The organism is Rothia uropygialis (assembly GCF_004137765.1).
GTDB lineage: Bacteria > Actinomycetota > Actinomycetes > Actinomycetales > Micrococcaceae > Rothia.
Window position 1 is genome coordinate 203,757 of the sequence record NZ_NOIS01000001.1, and the last position, 16,577, is coordinate 220,333.

Genomic DNA, 16,577 nt, shown 5'->3' on the forward strand with positions numbered 1-16,577 from the left:
GGTAAGAAAAGGAAAAGAGAGAATTGGGCGTAATTTATGACGCCGCTTTTCTCCGCATGTCGTCAGCGATTTCGACCGTGAACTCGGGGGCGTACCGTGTCGAGCAAATCAAGATCACGAACCTAAGGAATTCCATGGGCGCGATAAAACTGCATTGGTTCTTGCCGACGAGCTCCGACTCCCGGGGTGTTGTCGGCGGCGGCCACGGTGCGGAAGTGAAGGGTACGGCTGCGATCCGTCCCCCTTCCCTGCGCTACCTGACCCAAGTGGCTCAAGCCGCCGAGTACAACGGATTCGAATCCGTCCTGACGCCAACGGGCTTGTGGTGCCAAGATTCATGGCTGACCACGGCCGCAATTTCCCAGCACACCGAGACGCTGAAGTTCTTGGTCGCGTTCCGGCCGGGCGCCATCTCGCCGACCTTGGGCGCTCAGATGGCGGCCACGTATCAGGACATCACCAATGGCCGCCTCAACATCAACATCGTGACAGGGGGCGAATCGGCCGAGCAGAAAGCCTTTGGCGACTTCAACGACAAAGAAGGCCGCTATGAGAGAACCGGCGAATTCCTGGATGTCGTCGGCCGATTGTGGGATCACGAAGACCCTTTCGACTACTCCGGTGAGCATGTCCACGTCGAACAAGCTCGGTTGGCGTACCCGCCCGACCCGCGCCCGGAAATCTACTTCGGCGGTTCCTCTCCGGCGGCAGGGCGGGTTGCCGCGGCGCATTCGGACGTGTACCTCACCTGGGGGGAGCCGCCGCAGCAAGCGAAAGAGAAGATCGACTGGATCCGTGGATTGGCCGAGGAACAAGGTCGCACGGTTCGGTTCGGTATAAGACTGCACACGATTTCGAGGGATACCTCGGCGGAGGCCTGGGCCGTGGCAGAGAAGATGCTGGCCAATATCGACCCCGCACTGATCCGAAAGCAGCAGGAGGCCCTGCGAAAATCCGAGTCGGAGGGCCAGCGCCGGATGCTTGATCTGCACGGAGGTTCCTCCTCCGAATTGGAGATCCACCCCGGGCTGTGGGCCGGTGTCGGCCTGGTCCGCGGCGGCGCCGGGACGGCACTGGTGGGATCCCACCGTGAGGTGGCCGATCTGATCAAGGAATACGTATCGGTCGGATTCGACGAGTTCGTGCTCTCCGGGTATCCGTGCCTAGAGGAAGCATTCTGGTTCGGTGAAGGGGTTCGGCCCCTCCTCGAGTCGGACGGGCTCATCTAGCCTTCGCAGGATGTAGCTGTATTAACCGCTCCAGCCGGGCCCGATAGCATGCGATGCCTACTCGTCGTTACCTATTCGCTATTGTTGCTCTATGAAGGTTTTGGTGCTTGGCCCGGGTGGGCGTGAACACGCAATTATCGCTGCGCTGCTGCGCGACCCGGCAGTCACGGAAGTGCATTCGGCTCCCGGCAATGCGGGAATCGCCGCAGTTGTTCCGACCCATGCCATCGACGCCAACAGTCCCGAAGAGGCAACTGCGCTGGCAGAACGGTTGGATGCCGACCTGATCGTCGTAGGGCCTGAAGCCCCGTTGGTCGCCGGAGTCGCCGACGCCCTGCGTGAAGCCGGATTCCCGGTATTCGGTCCGAACGCCGACGCCGCCCAGCTGGAAGGCTCGAAAGCCTTCGCCAAAGAAATTATGGCCGAGGCCAATGTTCCGACCGCCATGGCCCGGGTTGCTCACGACGCCGCGACCGTCAGGGATTGTCTTGATGCTTTTGGCGCGCCGTACGTTGTCAAAGACGACGGCCTTGCCGCTGGCAAAGGCGTGGTCGTCACCCAGGATCGTGATGAGGCTCTGGCTCACGCCCAATCCTGCTTCGACGCCGGCTCGTCGGTCGTCATCGAGGAATTCCTGGACGGCCCCGAAGTCTCGCTCTTCGTGATCTGCGATGGGCAGCGAACAGTCCCGCTCAGTCCGGCACAGGATTTCAAACGAATCCACGATGACGATGAGGGCCCCAATACCGGAGGGATGGGGGCGTACACCCCGTTGCCGTGGCTTCCCGAAGACTTCACCGAAGAGGTCGTCCGGCGCGTCGCCCAGCCAACGGTTGACGTGATGGCGGACCGAGGAACTCCCTTCGTGGGCGTGCTGTACTGCGGATTGGCCCTGACAAGGCGTGGGATCCGAGTCATCGAGTTCAATGCTCGCTTCGGGGATCCGGAGACCCAAGCGGTGCTGGCCCGTCTCAAGACGCCCTTGGGGCAACTGCTTCTCGCCGCGGCCCAAGGCGAACTCGACGGGCGGGAATCCCTCCGGTGGGACCTTCGCACCGCGGTAGACGTGGTCATGGCGGCCGAGAATTACCCGGGTACTCCGCGTAAGGGCGACGAAATCTCCGGACTCGAGGAGGCGGAAGCCTTGGAGGGCGTTTCGGTCATGCATGCGGGAACCCGGCGCGAGCGGTCGCTGAGCGGGACCACGTCCGTGGTGACTTCGGGGGGACGAGTGCTCGCCGTGGTTGCTTTGGGGGAGGACCTCGACGACGCCCGAAGCAGAGCCTACAAGGGCGTCGAGAAGATCGATTGGAAAGGCGCGCAGTACCGTCGAGATATCGCGCAGAAAGCCGCGGCAGGCCAGATCCAAGTGCCTACCCTATAGATTTCACTTCGCATCGGGCCTCGCGCGTGCGGCGTGGGGCTGATCATCAACCACACACCCAGGAGCGCAGCGCATGTCCCCAGAGCCCACCACCATTCCGGGCTGGAAGCACATCTATTCTGGCAAGGTCAGGGACCTCTACGTCCCCGAGGAGGGCAATGACGTCATCGGATGTTCCTTCGCCGACAATGCCGAGGCCCGCGCCGGGTCCGTCATGGTCGTGGCCACGGACCGGGTCAGCGCATATGATCACATCCTGGCTACTCCCATCCCTGACAAGGGAAAAATCCTGACCCAGCTCAGCCTCTGGTGGTTCGAGCAACTCGATCAGGTACCCAACCACGTGCTCTCGACCAACGTCCCGGACGAAGTGGCGGGCCGAGCAATGATCTGCAAGTCGCTGTCGATGTTCCCGGTCGAGTGCATCGCGCGCGGCTATCTGACGGGCTCGGGCCTCAAGGAATATCAGCGCACGGGCGCAATATGCGGAATCGAGTTGCCGGACGGCTTGGTCAACGGATCCCGCCTTGAGGAACCCATCTTCACGCCCACGGGCAAGGCAGAGGTTGGTGAGCACGACGAAGCCATCACATACGAAGAAATGACGGATGCCGTCGGCCGCGCGATGGGCGAGAGAATTCGGGAACTGACGCTCTACATCTACGGGACCGCAGAAAAAATAGCCCGTGAACGCGGAATCATTCTGGCGGATACCAAGGTTGAGTTCGGACTGGACTCCTACCGCGGGGAAGTAACCTTGGGCGATGAGGTACTCACCCCGGATTCGTCACGGTTCTGGGATGGTGCACAATGGGGCCCGGGACGGCCGCAACCCAGCTTCGACAAGCAATTCGTGCGGGACTGGTTGTCCTCCGAAGCTTCTGGATGGGACGGCTCGTCGACGCCGCCCGAGTTGCCCGCGGAAATCGTTGACAAGACCCGCGCACGTTATGTCGAGGCCTATGAAAAATTGACCGGCTTCGAATTCTCTGCATAAGCGACGCCATAAAACCATTGGATGTGTTCGCGAACGCGTTCGGCAGCCGTTTCGGGCCGGCGTTCGCGAACCGCGGCAAGGATGGCTCGATGCTGTTCCTGGAGACGGCGTCGAACTTGGGGCCAGTCTCCCAGACGAGGAACTCCCTCTCGGACGTAACCGACGGTTGCTTGCCGTAGGGAATCCAAGATCGTGGTGACCACGACGTTGCCTCCGAGGCTCGAAATGAGCAAATGGAATTGCGCATCCAACTCGTGGAATCGGGCATCCGGCAATAGGGGGTCGTCCATCTCGTCGAGATAGCGGTTTGCTTTGGTCAGCACCACTTTGTCCTGCGTGTTCGACCAGCGGGTCGCTGCCTCCGCCGCGGCTTGGGACTCCAATTGCTCGCGGGTCGACACCACGTCCCGCACGGGCAGGAAGTTGGACGCCAAGTGCATGCGAAGGCCCCAGCCAAGGGCGGCAGAAGGTTCGGAGACGACTACCGCTCCTGCGCTGGGGCCAGAGCCGACGCCTGAGCGGACGAGGCCCATTGCGTCCAAGACTCGAATAGCTTCTCTGACAGAAGCTCTAGAAATGCTGAACTCTTCCGCGAGAGTGCGTTCCGAAGGGAGCCGGTCGCCCACGGAAAGCTCGCCGTTGCGCAACCGGTCCTCGATATTCTGTAGCACAATGCTGTAGATCTTGTTCTCCACAGAACACAACCCTAGCTTCGGATTACTACTTGGTGTTTAAGGGAGCATCCAGGACAAGACGTTCGACTGCAAGAACACGAGGGTGCAGATGATCAGGAGCATGGCAAGGGACCATGGCACAACCTTTTTGAAGATTTCCGATTCCTTGCCCTCCATTTCAACGGCGGTGGCCGCGATGGCGAGGGACTGGGGAGAGATCATCTTGCCTACGACACCACCGCTGGTGTTGGCCGCGAGCATCAGGTTCGGGTCGAGACCAGCGTTGGAGGCCGCGGTGTGCTGCAGGTTCGAGAACAGCGCATTGGCAGAGGTGTCTGATCCAGTTACTGCGGTTCCCAGCCAGCCGAGCGTTGGCGCGAGGAAGGCAAAGATCCCGCCCAACGAAGCCAGATATGTTCCGATGGACACGGTCTGTCCTGAGAAATTCATGACGTACGCGAGGGCCAGGACCGAGACGATCGTCAGAGCCGACCACCGCATGCGGTAGAAGCAGTGCCAGAGCTGGGCTATCGCATGGCCGAAGCCCAGTTTGTAACGGCCCTTCTCGTTGAATACGCCGTAGAGCACCGTCACGATCAAACCCGCTATGAGCAGCATGGTTCCCGGGTTGGACAGCCACTGGAAGCTGTAGGTGGTTCCGGAAATCGGTTTGCCGGACGCGTTGACGATGTTTCCGGACGTGACGGGCCATGGGATCCGGATGTCCGTCTTCGCCAGTGCTGCGGGAATGCTCACTCCCGCCTTCCACAACTTGCCGATCGCGAAGACTCCGACGACTACCAGATAGGGCAACAACGCCATCCAAATACGCACCGGCTGGAGCTTCTCGGAGGCCGGCGGGGCCTTGATGCCGAAGCGTTCGCGGAAAGCCTCCGTGCCGCGCGGCTTCCAGACCTTGAGGAACAACACGGCGACCCCGAGGGACACCAGGCAAGCCACGATGTCAGTCAGCTCATACGAGAAGTGCGTCGCCGACCACCACTGTGCGATGCCGAAGGAGAGCCCGATGACCAGGGCCGCAGGCCAGGCCTCGCGAACCCCTCGGAATCCGTCGAGGAGCCAGAGCAGGATGAAGGGAACGAGCGCTGCGACGAATGGGGCCTGATGGCCGACGATGGCGCCGATATGTGCAGGGTTCTCACCGGTCAGGGTTCCGGCGGTGGTGATCGGAATGGCCAGAGCACCGAAAGCCACCGGCGCGGTATTGGCAACCAGGACGGTGACCGCTGCTCGCAGCGGTTTGACGCCCAGGGCAAGAATCATGGTCGCGGTGATCGCGACCGGGGCCCCGAAGCCGGCGAGGGCCTCGAGGAGCCCACCGAAACAGAAGGCGATCAGTATTGCCTGGATGCGAATGTCTCCGCCGCCGATGCGGTCGAAGGTCAGACGAAGATCTTCGAAACGTCCGGACTCGACCGTGACCTGGTAGAACCACAGCGCCGTAACGATGATCCAGACGATAGGGAACGCGCCGTAAGCGAGTCCCTGGGTCCCGGACATCAAGGTCAGTCCCAACGGCATGTTGAAGCCGATGACCGCGACGATGATGGATACGAGAAGGGCCGTGAGTGCAGAGATATGTGCGCTGGCTTTGACCCCGAGCAGCATGATGAAAAAGGCCAGGAGCGGAAGTATCGCGACGAGTGCCGAGAGCCCTATTGAACCGCCGACGGCGTTGGTCGTGGCTGTGAATGTGTCCACGCGGTCTCCTTGGAGTGGGTTGACGCACGCGTTTCGACGAGCATCAACGCTGATGCAGTGAGTGAATTAAGCCACTAATGCTAAGGATCTCATAGGGAGATGTGTCCCGCATTACTCTGTGGTCAGACCGACACCATACCGATGTTCGTGAAGAAATCAAAACCGGAGCCAACGCGGGCGGGGTGCGGCGCGAGCGCCGTGGCCGTGTAATAGGTCTTTAGGAGATAAAAACCTTTTCTAATTCGCTCGTGTTTCCTGAAATGACGCGCAAGTTAAGGTTTCCGGGGTCCGATTCGAGCAACTTAGGCGCTCCTTATTGGAGGTCGTTAATAAATTGTCACTAAGGTGGGGGATGTCTGGCGGACCTCCTCCTGGTCCCATTTTGAGGAGGATGGCCCGCACTTATTGGAATGGAGACGCCATGCGGATCGCACTTTTCTCAACGTGCATCGTCGACGCGATGTACCCGCGGGTCGCCCAGGCGACCGTGGACATCCTGGAACGACTCGGCCACGACGTGATTTTCCCTCCGGGCCAGACGTGTTGTTCCCAAATGCACGTCAACAGCGGCTACTTCGACGACGCATACCCCATCGTCAAGAACCACGTCGAGTCGTTCTCGGACTGGGACTACGACGTCGCCGTCGCGCCCTCGGCCTCATGCGTCGTTTCCCTGGGCCACCAGCAACCGATGATTGCTCGGCACGCCGGTGACGAGGGAACGGCCATTGCGGCCGAAGAGGTTGCAGGTAAGACCTTCGAACTGTCGAAGCTGCTGATCGACGTCTTGGGGATCACGAATGCCTCGGAGCAACTCGGTTCCTACTTCCCGCACAAAGTCACGTTCCATTCGAGCTGCCATGGCATGCGGATCATGAAGTTGGGCACGCGCCAATCGGACCTGGTGCGTACCGTGGAGGGTCTGGAATTCGCTGAGCTCCCCGACATCGACCAATGCTGCGGTTTCGGCGGTACGTTCTCCTTCAAGAACGCTGATACGTCCGGGGCGATGGCCGCTGACAAGGTCAAGAACATCGAATCTACGGGTGCCGAGTTGTGCGCGGGCGGCGACGTCTCCTGCCTCATGAATATCGATGGAGCCCTCTCGCGCAAGGGATCCGACGTCACGACCCTCCACTTCGCCGAGATCCTCGCCAGCACCAAAGAAAACCCGCTCGAAGTCTCCGGACCGGTGGCGATGACCACCACTACAGGAGGAAAATAGCCATGACCGTTACACAGCTGGGCATGCCCAAGGTCTTCCACGGAACCGGCAATATCGTTGCCGAAGAATCCTTCACGTCCTTCGCCGGCCGGGAGCTCAAGAACGAGCAATTGCGCGCCAACCTCGGATTCGCGACGCATACGATTCGCGAGAAGCGCGCCAACGTCGTCGGGGAACTTCCCGACTGGGAAGATCTGCGGACCGCCGGATCCGAGATCAAACAAGACGTCATGGCTCGCCTCCCCGAGCTCCTCGAGGAGTTCGAGAAGAATTTCACCGAGCGCGGCGGACACGTTCACTGGGCACGGGACGCCGACGAGGCGAATCAGATTGCTCTCGACATCATCCGGGAACAAGAAGTCGAAGAAGTCATCAAGATCAAGTCGATGGCGACCCAGGAAACCGGCCTCAACGAGTTCCTCGAGGAACAAGGCATCTCCGCGGTCGAGACTGACTTGGCCGAGGAAATCGTGCAAATGGGCGAGGACAAGCCATCGCACATCCTGGTTCCCGCAATTCACCGCAACCGCTCGGAGATCCGCGACATCTTCCTGAAGAAGATGCCGGGCATCAATCCAGGTATTTCGGACAACCCCGCGGAGTTGGCCGAGGCATCCCGTCACCACCTGCGCGAGAAATTCTTCCGTAACAAGGTCGCGATATCGGGCGCCAACTTTGGCGTTGCTGATTCCGGCACGCTGACCATCGTCGAGTCCGAAGGCAATGGCCGTATGTGCCTCACTCTGCCGGACACGCTCATTTCATTCATGGGCATCGAGAAGCTGGTCCCGACTTTCCAGGATCTGGAAGTCTTCCTGCAGCTGCTGCCCCGTTCCTCGACGGGCGAGCGCATGAACCCCTATACCTCGATGTGGTCCGGTGTGACACCCGGGGATGGGCCCCAGAATCTTCACGTGATCCTCATGGACAACGGCCGCACGGCGGCCCTGGCCGATGAGATGGGGCGCCAAGCGCTCCACTGCATCCGGTGTTCGGCGTGCATGAACGTTTGCCCCGTCTACGAGCGGGCCGGCGGACATGCCTACGGGTCGGTTTACCCGGGCCCGATCGGCGCTATCCTTTCGCCGTTGCTGACCGGAGTCGAAGCAGAAGAGAACAACTCGTTGCCTTACGCATCGTCGTTGTGCGGTGCTTGCTACGAGGCATGCCCGGTCAAGATCAACATCCCTGATGTGCTGGTTCACCTGCGCGGCAAAGACGTGGATGCCAAACACGGCAAGGGCGACGAAGGCACGAAGCGGCAGGCACCCGACCAAATGGACGCGATTATGGCCGGTGCCAAGGCGATGTTCTCCAACTCCAAACTCCTCGGTCTTGCGGAACGCGGCTTGCCGGCGGGGCGTCTCGCGGCGGGACGTGATCACAAGATCAACTGGCTCCCTGGCCTCGTCGGCGGCTGGACGAAATACCGTGACATTCCGCAGCCGCCCAAGCAGGCCTTCCGCCACTGGTGGAAGAAGAACAAGAAGAACGGTTCGAAGCAGCGTGCGGGATCCGAGAAAGTTGATATCGACGCTCTGATGGCGAAGAATGCCGGACTCGCAGAGCAGCTGCACGATCAGTATGCCACTGTGGCTCAGGACCAACGCGAAGGGGCCGAGAAGCAAGCCCACGAGCTCAAGAAGGAGCAGCGGCGGGATCCCGAGATCGCCCGGCGGGAGAATGAGTTGCTCAAGGACGCTGAACCGGACTCGGCAAATAAGCCGGGCAAGGCCCAAGGCTCGCAGGAAGGGCGCGACTGACTATGTCGGAAGCAAAGGCAGAGATTCTGAGACGGGTTCGGGCATCGCTGGTCGATAGCCCGGTGGCGCCCGTCGCCACGCGGGCTTACCGGACGGAATCGGAGAAATCCGCGCAGGAGGTCCGCGAAATGCTGGTTGACCGCCTGGTCGATTACAAGGCGAACGTCTATGAGGAAACCGTCGAGACGGTGGCCGAACGCATCGAGAAGCTCCTGGGCAAGTCGTCCCGGTACGTGATTCCGAAGGGGCTGGATCTTGCGTGGTTACCCGAGGACAGTGCCGCCCGGCGTCACCTCGTCGACTCGGGAAATGGCCAGAAGGCCGGGTCGTTGACCGATCGTGAACTGGACGCCGTCGACGCGGTGGTGACCTCGTCGACCGTCTCCTGCGCGGAGACAGGAACGATATTCCTCAACGCCTCGGATTCGGAGGGGCGCCGTGCGATCACTCTGGTGCCGGATCACCACATTTGTGTGGTCCCGGCGGGCACGATTGTCGAGTTGATCCCGGAATCCTTGCGCCGTGTCAATGTGGAACGCCCGATTACGATGATTTCCGGACCCTCGGCGACCTCGGATATTGAGCTTCAGCGAGTCGAAGGGGTTCACGGCCCCAGGACCCTGGACGTGATCATTCTCGATCAATAGGCCGGACACGGGTTCTTTCCCGGTGAGAAGAAGAGCACCCCCCCGGGCCCCGGCAGTTTGAAAACCGCGGCGACCGGGGGGGGGTATTTTGTCTGAGGTGCCTCCACAGGCCCTCAGGAATTGCCGATCTGTGCTTTTTGGCTCACAGGAACGGGTTTATCGACCCGCGCTGAAGGTCGGCTTCCCGGCACCGTGGAATCTTTCTGACCATGAGGTCGAAAAATGTGAAGTCTCCCGGTCAGGTTCTCCGGGTCCCGGTCTGGTCCGCGGTCGTCGCTTTGGCCGTCTTGGTGCTGTTTTGCTTGGGGATTCTCTATGGCCGTGCTGGAGAGGGGCTCGGGCAACGGGTCCACGCCTGGACCCAGGGCGGGGCGGGAAGCGTCGTTCTCTCGGAGGACTCGGCCGGATATTTGGCCGCGCTCTCCGTGGAAAACAATAAGGTCCGGGACGCGTACGACAGAGAATCCTTCGGGCGGGCGTGGTCGGACGAGGACCACAACGGTTGCGACACACGGAATGACATTCTGGCCAGGGACCTGGCCAGGGTGACTTTTCGGGATCGGCGGTTGTGCGTCGTCGAGAAAGGTACGCTTGAGGACCCCTACACGGGTCAGTCGGTCGAATTCATCGCGGGGAAGGAATCGCGAAAAGTCCAGATCGATCACGTGGTGGCGTTGTCGAATGCCTGGGCCTCCGGGGCATCGGAGTGGACGAACGAGAAGCGACGGACTTTCGCCAACGACCCCGATAACCTCCTGGCAGTGGACGGCCGGGCGAATGAGGACAAGGGCGGCAGCGATGCCTCTCATTGGCTTCCGCCCCGTCGAGAATTTCACTGCCCGTATGTGACGCGGCAACTGAAGATCAAGGCCCGGTACAGCCTGAGCGTAACGCCCGAAGAAAAGGGAGCGATTCTCAAGGTCTTGGGAGACTGCCCCGAGTACCGTCTCTCAGCCTTCGTTATCACGGAGCATGATCACGCATCGCCTCGCAAAGTCCTGGAGCCAGCCGTCCGACCTGCGCCGTACGAGGCTCAGCGTCATCGGGGGAACATCCTTGCTCAGCGGATGCACGGAAAAGTCGTTCGGGTCCAGACCACGGATCATGTCGGCGTCCGTCGGGACGATGCTGAACCGTGGATGCTTCCGCAGCAACAGCAGCATGCCGCCCAGATCTGTGTACGTGAGGGACGGGTCGAATCGGATACCGGCGTTGCGGAGAGGCGCGCGTTCCGCTTCCGATCTCAGGTCCCAGTACGGGGGGCCCTCCACGACCGTGAATCCGGTCAGATCCGGTGGTCGGATGGTTTGGATCTCGGGGAAGTGAGAGGCATCGCAGACGATCGACAACCGCTCGGAAAGAATCACTTCCTCCGTGAGATCTGGGTGGGTCGAGCGGACCCTGGAGAGTCCGGCGTCGATAGTTCGGGTTATCAGCGCTCTGTCGATATCGAGCGAAGCGGTGTGTCGAACCTTGATGTCGAAGTCGCGTGATGTCTTGTCCATGAGCTCCCCGAGCCGTTTCCGCTGAGGCATGCCCAGGAGGTCGGGTATGCCGAGGCTCACGTGCACACGTCGATCCGTGCCCTGTGCGGTTTCGGGAACGCGATCCATATCCGCGACGATACGTGCGGCCAAGGGCAACAGTCGTTCTCCCTCGGGAGTGAGGCTGGTGTGGCGCGTATTGCGTTCGAACAGGGTGCTTCCGAGTTCGGCTTCAAGCTCGCGTATTCGCTGGGACAACGGAGGCACCGAGATATAGAGGGAACGGGCCGCCCGGGTGAAATTCAGTTCGCGAGCTACGGCCAGGAAATAGCGCAAATGTTTGACGTCCACACCATTGTTATCGCATTGATCATAATCGGACCGCAAACTTGGTCATTCCCTCGAAAACGGCAACGACCTAGATTCGGTACCGGAAGCGAGAGGAAACGCAGTGCCCGTCGTAGGGGACGGACCGAGTCGGTGCCTTTGCTCCCGTCGCTGGAAGGAGCACAAAGAATTGTCAATTGTCACGATTATTGGGGCCGGGGTTATCGGCCAGTCCTGGGCGCGCTTGTTCTCGGAAGCCGGCTGGGAGGTCCGCGTATCCGATCCACGACCCGACCTTGAGGAGGTCCTGACCGGAATCCGCGCGACAGCTGAGCCGGATCTAGTCCGTGCCCTGGAGAGCGCTGACTTCGTTCAGGAGAATGGCCCCGAACGAATCGAGGTCAAGAAGGATCTCTTCGCGGCGGCCGCCGAGCACGCGAACCCGCACGCGATCCTCGCATCGTCCTCTTCTTCTCTCCTGCCCTCGGCCATGAGCGAGGGAAATCCGGCCGCTGAACGCATCCTTGTCGGTCACCCCTTCAACCCTCCGCAGCTCATGCCCCTGGTCGAAGTCGTCCCTTCGGAGAGCACGTCCGGTGACTCGGTGCGACGAGCCGTAGAGGTGTACCGCGAACTCGGACGCCAGCCCGTACGTCTCAAAAGGGAAATCCGCGGATTCGTTGGGAACCGGCTCCAGAAAGCCTTCAACGACGAGGCAGCCTACCTGGTCCAGGAAAACATCATCGCCCCCGACGAGCTGGACACCCTGGTCCGGAACTCGCTCGGATTGCGGTGGTCGACCATCGGGCCGTTCGAGTCCCGTCATCTCGGCGGAGGACCAGGAGGCATTCGACATCTGGACGCCCACGTCGGAGCCCAGATGGATTTCTGCAGCGGCCATCCGGACCCGAGCCGCAAAGGCGAACTTCACGAAGCAGTCGAAGATGCCTACGGGGTCGGCGAGGCCGCGTACGCCCAATTGGTGGAAAGACGGGACCGTCGAACCAGAGCGGTACTGGATGCACTGACCAAGTCCGACGAGGAGGAAACCCGATGAGCCAAGAACCCAACAACGAATTGACGGCCCGCCTGCACAGCGCCCCCGCAACGGGAGACGATTTCGACCCGCATGCCGCCCTGACGGACCTCCTCGGAAGCGTGGGGCTATCCCCGAAGGACTCCGGAGGGACGATCGACTTCCTAGGGAGCGATCCCGTGCTTCCCGACGTTTTGCGTTTGGCGGGCGGCACCTCGATAGCTCTTGTCGCCAAATCGGTTGCTGTTGCGGCGCTCTGGCGCATGAGGGGCGGCCGAGGTCAAGATATTTCGATGGATCTGCGCACCGCACCTCGCCGGTTATGCCCGTTCTACGAGAAACGGTGGGAACTGCTCAATGGATACCCGATGGGCGATCCGGTAGCCGTCAGCGACGCGTTCTCGACTTCGAGCTTCTACAGGACCGCGGACGGGCGCTGGATGCATCCCATGGGGCCCTATCCGAAACTCCGTCACGACACCGCGGAACTTCTGGACGTGCCTGAGCGTCCGGAACGCGTGGCAGAAGCGATATCGCGGTGGAACGGGCTTGATCTTGAGGAGGCAGGCGAAAAGGCTGGCGTGATCATGCCGATGTGCCGGACCACGGACGAGCTGATCGCGACCCAACAGTACGAACAAGTGCTCTCCACCATGCCTCCCGTCGTAGTGGAAAAAATCGGGGACAGCGACCCTGAGCCCCTTCCCGGCGGCGTCGACCATCCACTTGAGGGCGTGCGCGCCCTGGGGAGGGCCCACATCATCGCGGGGGCCGGAGCCGGACGCGCCCTTGCCCTCCACGGGGCCGATGTCCTGAACGTATGGGATCCGAACGAATACGAGCTCCCGCTGCTCTACGGAACGTCCAATGTAGGCATGCGCTCGACCACTTTGGACCTCAGGCGCGAGGAGGATGCGGCAACCATGCAGGACCTTCTTCGGGGCGCGGACATCTTCTTCGCCAACCGCCGACCAGGTTACTTAGGTCGACACAACCTGGACGCCGAGAATGCGTCAGCTGCTCGTCCCGGAATCATCCACGCGAGTGTTAACCTCAACGGTGAAACAGGCCCCTGGGCGGGGCGCGTTGGATTCGACCAGACAGCCGGGGCACTTGCGGGTGTCTTGGTTGAAGAGGGCCAGGACGGGGTGCCGTCGCTCCCTCAGGTTCCGGTGGTCAACGACTACATCACATCGTGGTTCTTGGAGCTCGGAATCCTGCGTGCTCTCATGCTGCGAGCCGAGCACGGAGGCTCCTACAAGGTATCCGTCTCCTTGACCCGTACAGCCCTTTGGATGCGCGGACTCGGGATCTTCGACAAGGAGTACGCCCAGGCGACCGCGGGAAAGGCGCCGGGTCACGAATACTTGCCGCCGGAAACCTTCACTGCGGAAACGCCTCTCGGACGCTACCAAGGTGTTGCCGAACAGGTCAGCATGTCCCAGACGCCCGGAGCATATGCGTATCCGTTGATCCCACGGGGATCGCATAAGCCACAATGGATCGGAGGAGATGACAGGTGACGCACTTGCTGGCCCTTCAGCTTGTGCCCTCGAGGATCTTCCGCATCGACCCTTCGACCGGGCGAGCAGACATTCTCGTCGAGGACGCCGGGCCGTTCCCAGACGGCATCGTCGTATTAGACGGCACGGTGTATTGGACGACCATGGGGGAGCCTGCAGGGGACTTCTCCCTCGCCGACGAAACCGGTCTCGACTTCTCACGGAGCAACGGCGGTCTCCATGCTGTCCGTCTGGATGGGACCGGAGCCCGCGATCTCGTCCCTGACGGGAGCCTCACGACCGGAAAACAACTCACAGGACACGGCACACGGCTTTACTGGTCCGACCGCGAGGGTTGTCGAGTCTCGAGTTGCCGGACGGACGGGACGAAGCTGGCGAATCTGGTGTCGAAAGAGCCCGGGGACCAACTCGATGAATGCGTTGGCGTGGCCGTCGACGAGCAGCGAGGGTGGATCTATTGGACACAGAAAGGTCCTTCCAAGGGTGGCCTCGGGCGGATCCTGCGCGCGCCCTTGAACCGGGCCGACAACAGGGCAGACCTTCCCGGCGTCGAGACGTTGTGGGAGAACCTGCCGGAACCCATCGATATCGAGCTCAGCGGCGGGTACATCTACTGGACCGACAGGGGAGCAGGGTCGGAGGGCAACACCCTCAACCGCGGTGCGATACCCGCGCCAGCCAGGAAAGGTGAGGAACCGGAGATCCTGGCCCAAGGGTTCCAGGAAGCGATCGGCCTTGCCGTTGACGTCGAACGTGGGCTGGTGTTCGTCTCGGACCTGTCCGGGACCATCCGAGCGGTCCCGCTTCCCGGTTCGAGCGGTAAGGACCGGATTCTCGCTACTTTCGAAGGTCCGATGACAGGTCTGGCCATGTGCTGATCCCGGAACCGGACGACGTCGGCATCCGTCATATCTTCAGCCGCTGGTCTCCAGCTGACGGTTGATCCGGTGAATCAGCATGTCCAAGGCGACCAGATTGCCGCCTCCCTCGGGAATGATCAGATCCGCACGCCTCTTGGACGGTTCGACATACAGCTCATGCATGGGCTTCACGGTCGAGAGGTACTGGCTCTCCACCGATTCCACCGAACGGCCGCGTTCCAAAACGTCCCTCTTGATACGGCGAAGAATGCGGACGTCGGCATCCGTGTCCACGAACAATTTGATGTCACAGCGCTCGCAGATCTTGTCCTCGGCGAATATGAGAATCCCCTCGAGGATCACGATCGGCTGGGAGTCGATGATCATGGTCTCGTCGGCCCGATTGTGAGCCGTGTAGTCGTACATCGGGCACTCGATGCTCTCTCCTGCGACCAACTGATCCACATGGTGGATCAGCAGCTCGTTGTCGAAGGCTTCTGGGGCATCGTAGTTAAGTTGGCATCGCTCCTGATAGGACAGATCGTCGCGGCGCTTGTAGTAGTTGTCGTGGTAGACCACAGAGACGTGTTTGTCGAAGCTGGCGACCAGCTCACGGGTCAAGGTTGTCTTACCGGATCCAGTGCCTCCGGCAATGCCGATGACCAGTGGTTTCATGTGTGTGGCCTTTCTGAAAGGGCTCCCAAATTTTCCTCAACGGACACCTTGCTTGGTCCATTATGCGTGCCACCTCAACGAACAGTCGTGCGAGACGCGCCACGATGTGACTTCGGCAGACAGCCCTACGGAAGAAATAAAGCTAAGAAAACTATGTATATTTTTCTGTTGCCGTCATAATTCCTCCCCGAAAGTATGTTGTCTTAGGCCACATACGTAGTTAAAATTTTGGCTGCTACCTGAAGATTCTGGCCCACGGAAAGGATGAAGCAGTGAATGCGGCACGTACTCCTCAGGTTCACTACATCACAGAATCTTTATATGCTAATCGTCGAACAAATGTGATCATGTCCTCGGCGAAGCATGGCTTTGACAAGGCAATTCTGCGTTACGACGCTTGGTTCCTTGTCTTTGTAGCAGTTCTTCTGGCCCTGGGGGCGACGCTTCTCTTGGGTATGGCGGCGTGGTGCGTGGTTAAGCGCCATGGTCGGTTCACCGGTCACTGGCGCTGGGCCAACGGTTTCTCGGTGTCGATGGAGTGCCGCCGTTGAGAGGTTGGCGTCTCGAGGCCCTTCAAAGCCGCCCGTAGTCGCGGAGGATTCGACGGTGCGGGCAGCACCGATATGTTTGGCGGGAAACTTGCACGTTACTCTCAATTCGAGATCTCAGCTTTTCCTACACACGGTCCGCTCTGTTGCTTCAGGATATACGTCTAGACATGGACGATAACGAGGTAGTAGGACTTGTCGGGCCGAATGGATCTGGGAAATCAACTCTTATCAAGTGTATTTTTGACGTGTTGCAACCGGCTGCAGGAAGTGTGACAGTGTGTGGCAGTGACCATGCTGGCCTCAAAGCAAAACGCGAAGCTATTTATTTATCGAATAATGACGATCTGCCAGAGTTTCTTACCGGGATGGAATATCTTGAACTGTTGTTCAAGCTCTACAGTTAGAGGTCGGCAGTAACTCTGTCCATGAGGTTCTCGACCGCTACGCCTTGGGTCTCAGGGCACACGATTTCATTGAGGA

15 protein-coding genes and 1 pseudogene are annotated in these 16,577 nt (G+C 60.5%); 12 read left to right on the forward strand and 4 right to left on the reverse strand.

The features are described 5' to 3' along the window. The first annotated feature begins 134 nt into the window (after positions 1 to 134). The 3 genes from EWV35_RS00925 (at position 135) to EWV35_RS00935 (ending at position 3,610) form a co-directional block, all read left to right on the forward strand. Positions 135 to 1,229: an LLM class flavin-dependent oxidoreductase gene (locus tag EWV35_RS00925; RefSeq protein ID WP_129657340.1), complete on the forward strand. Its 1,095-nt coding sequence runs from the start codon at positions 135 to 137 to the stop codon at positions 1,227 to 1,229. A 91-nt stretch (positions 1,230 to 1,320) separates the two neighbouring features. Next, a complete protein-coding gene (gene purD, locus EWV35_RS00930) occupies positions 1,321 to 2,613 on the forward strand; it encodes a phosphoribosylamine--glycine ligase (protein WP_129657342.1) in 1,293 nt (430 codons plus the stop codon). 73 nt (positions 2,614 to 2,686) lie between these two features. Further along, complete coding sequence (locus tag EWV35_RS00935) at positions 2,687 to 3,610, forward strand: phosphoribosylaminoimidazolesuccinocarboxamide synthase (RefSeq protein ID WP_129657344.1); 924 nt, start codon at positions 2,687 to 2,689, stop codon at positions 3,608 to 3,610. On the opposite strand, the gene EWV35_RS00940 is transcribed toward EWV35_RS00935, so the two are convergent. After that, entirely contained in the window at positions 3,574 to 4,305 is a 732-nt protein-coding gene (locus tag EWV35_RS00940) for a FadR/GntR family transcriptional regulator (protein WP_238653987.1), read from the reverse strand. The two genes, EWV35_RS00935 and EWV35_RS00940, sit on opposite strands and share 37 nt — an antisense overlap. A 36-nt stretch (positions 4,306 to 4,341) precedes the next feature. Continuing rightward, positions 4,342 to 6,006, reverse strand: a complete 1,665-nt coding sequence (locus EWV35_RS00945; RefSeq protein ID WP_129657346.1) for an L-lactate permease — start codon at positions 6,004 to 6,006, stop codon at positions 4,342 to 4,344. 421 nt (positions 6,007 to 6,427) lie between these two features. On the opposite strand from EWV35_RS00945, the gene EWV35_RS00950 reads away from it, so the two are divergent. From EWV35_RS00950 to EWV35_RS13595, 4 genes and pseudogenes are all read left to right on the forward strand, one after another. Continuing rightward, complete coding sequence (locus EWV35_RS00950) at positions 6,428 to 7,231, forward strand: (Fe-S)-binding protein (protein WP_129657348.1); 804 nt, start codon at positions 6,428 to 6,430, stop codon at positions 7,229 to 7,231. 2 nt (positions 7,232 to 7,233) lie between these two features. Then, positions 7,234 to 8,994, forward strand: coding sequence for a lactate utilization protein B (locus tag EWV35_RS00955; RefSeq protein ID WP_129657351.1), 1,761 nt, complete (start codon positions 7,234 to 7,236; stop codon positions 8,992 to 8,994). Positions 8,995 to 8,996: 2 nt separating this feature from the next. Next, positions 8,997 to 9,641: a LutC/YkgG family protein gene (locus EWV35_RS00960; protein WP_129657353.1), complete on the forward strand. Its 645-nt coding sequence runs from the start codon at positions 8,997 to 8,999 to the stop codon at positions 9,639 to 9,641. 209 nt (positions 9,642 to 9,850) lie between these two features. Continuing rightward, positions 9,851 to 10,552 (forward strand): annotated as a pseudogene (locus tag EWV35_RS13595) (HNH endonuclease family protein); the annotation flags it as partial. Positions 10,553 to 10,591: 39 nt separating this feature from the next. Here EWV35_RS13595 and EWV35_RS13500 read toward each other — a convergent pair. Further along, positions 10,592 to 11,476: a LysR family transcriptional regulator gene (locus tag EWV35_RS13500; RefSeq protein ID WP_165168268.1), complete on the reverse strand. Its 885-nt coding sequence runs from the start codon at positions 11,474 to 11,476 to the stop codon at positions 10,592 to 10,594. Positions 11,477 to 11,642: 166 nt separating this feature from the next. Here EWV35_RS13500 and EWV35_RS00980 point away from each other — a divergent pair, with 166 nt between their 5' ends. From EWV35_RS00980 to EWV35_RS00990, 3 genes are read left to right on the forward strand one after another with little or no spacing between them, the layout of a single operon-like run. Further along, positions 11,643 to 12,509, forward strand: coding sequence for a 3-hydroxyacyl-CoA dehydrogenase NAD-binding domain-containing protein (locus tag EWV35_RS00980; protein WP_129657355.1), 867 nt, complete (start codon positions 11,643 to 11,645; stop codon positions 12,507 to 12,509). Then, entirely contained in the window at positions 12,506 to 14,011 is a 1,506-nt protein-coding gene (locus EWV35_RS00985) for a CoA transferase (protein WP_129657357.1), read from the forward strand. The genes EWV35_RS00980 and EWV35_RS00985 overlap by 4 nt, the downstream gene beginning before the upstream one ends. Next, positions 14,008 to 14,889, forward strand: a complete 882-nt coding sequence (locus tag EWV35_RS00990; RefSeq protein WP_129657359.1) for a hypothetical protein — start codon at positions 14,008 to 14,010, stop codon at positions 14,887 to 14,889. Before EWV35_RS00985 ends, EWV35_RS00990 begins: the two co-directional genes overlap by 4 nt. A 36-nt stretch (positions 14,890 to 14,925) precedes the next feature. Here EWV35_RS00990 and udk read toward each other — a convergent pair whose 3' ends face one another. Then, positions 14,926 to 15,546 (reverse strand): uridine kinase, encoded by a 621-nt coding sequence (gene udk / locus EWV35_RS00995; RefSeq protein ID WP_129657362.1) that lies wholly within the window; start codon positions 15,544 to 15,546, stop codon positions 14,926 to 14,928. Between the two features lie 347 nt (positions 15,547 to 15,893). Between udk and EWV35_RS01000 the strand changes: the two genes are divergently transcribed. Next, positions 15,894 to 16,097, forward strand: a complete 204-nt coding sequence (locus EWV35_RS01000; RefSeq protein WP_129657364.1) for a hypothetical protein — start codon at positions 15,894 to 15,896, stop codon at positions 16,095 to 16,097. Positions 16,098 to 16,240: 143 nt separating this feature from the next. Then, the gene (locus EWV35_RS01005) at positions 16,241 to 16,501 is read left to right on the forward strand and encodes an ATP-binding cassette domain-containing protein (protein WP_274542929.1); all 261 of its coding nucleotides are present in this window, start codon (positions 16,241 to 16,243) and stop codon (positions 16,499 to 16,501) included. Positions 16,502 to 16,577 lie beyond the last annotated feature (76 nt).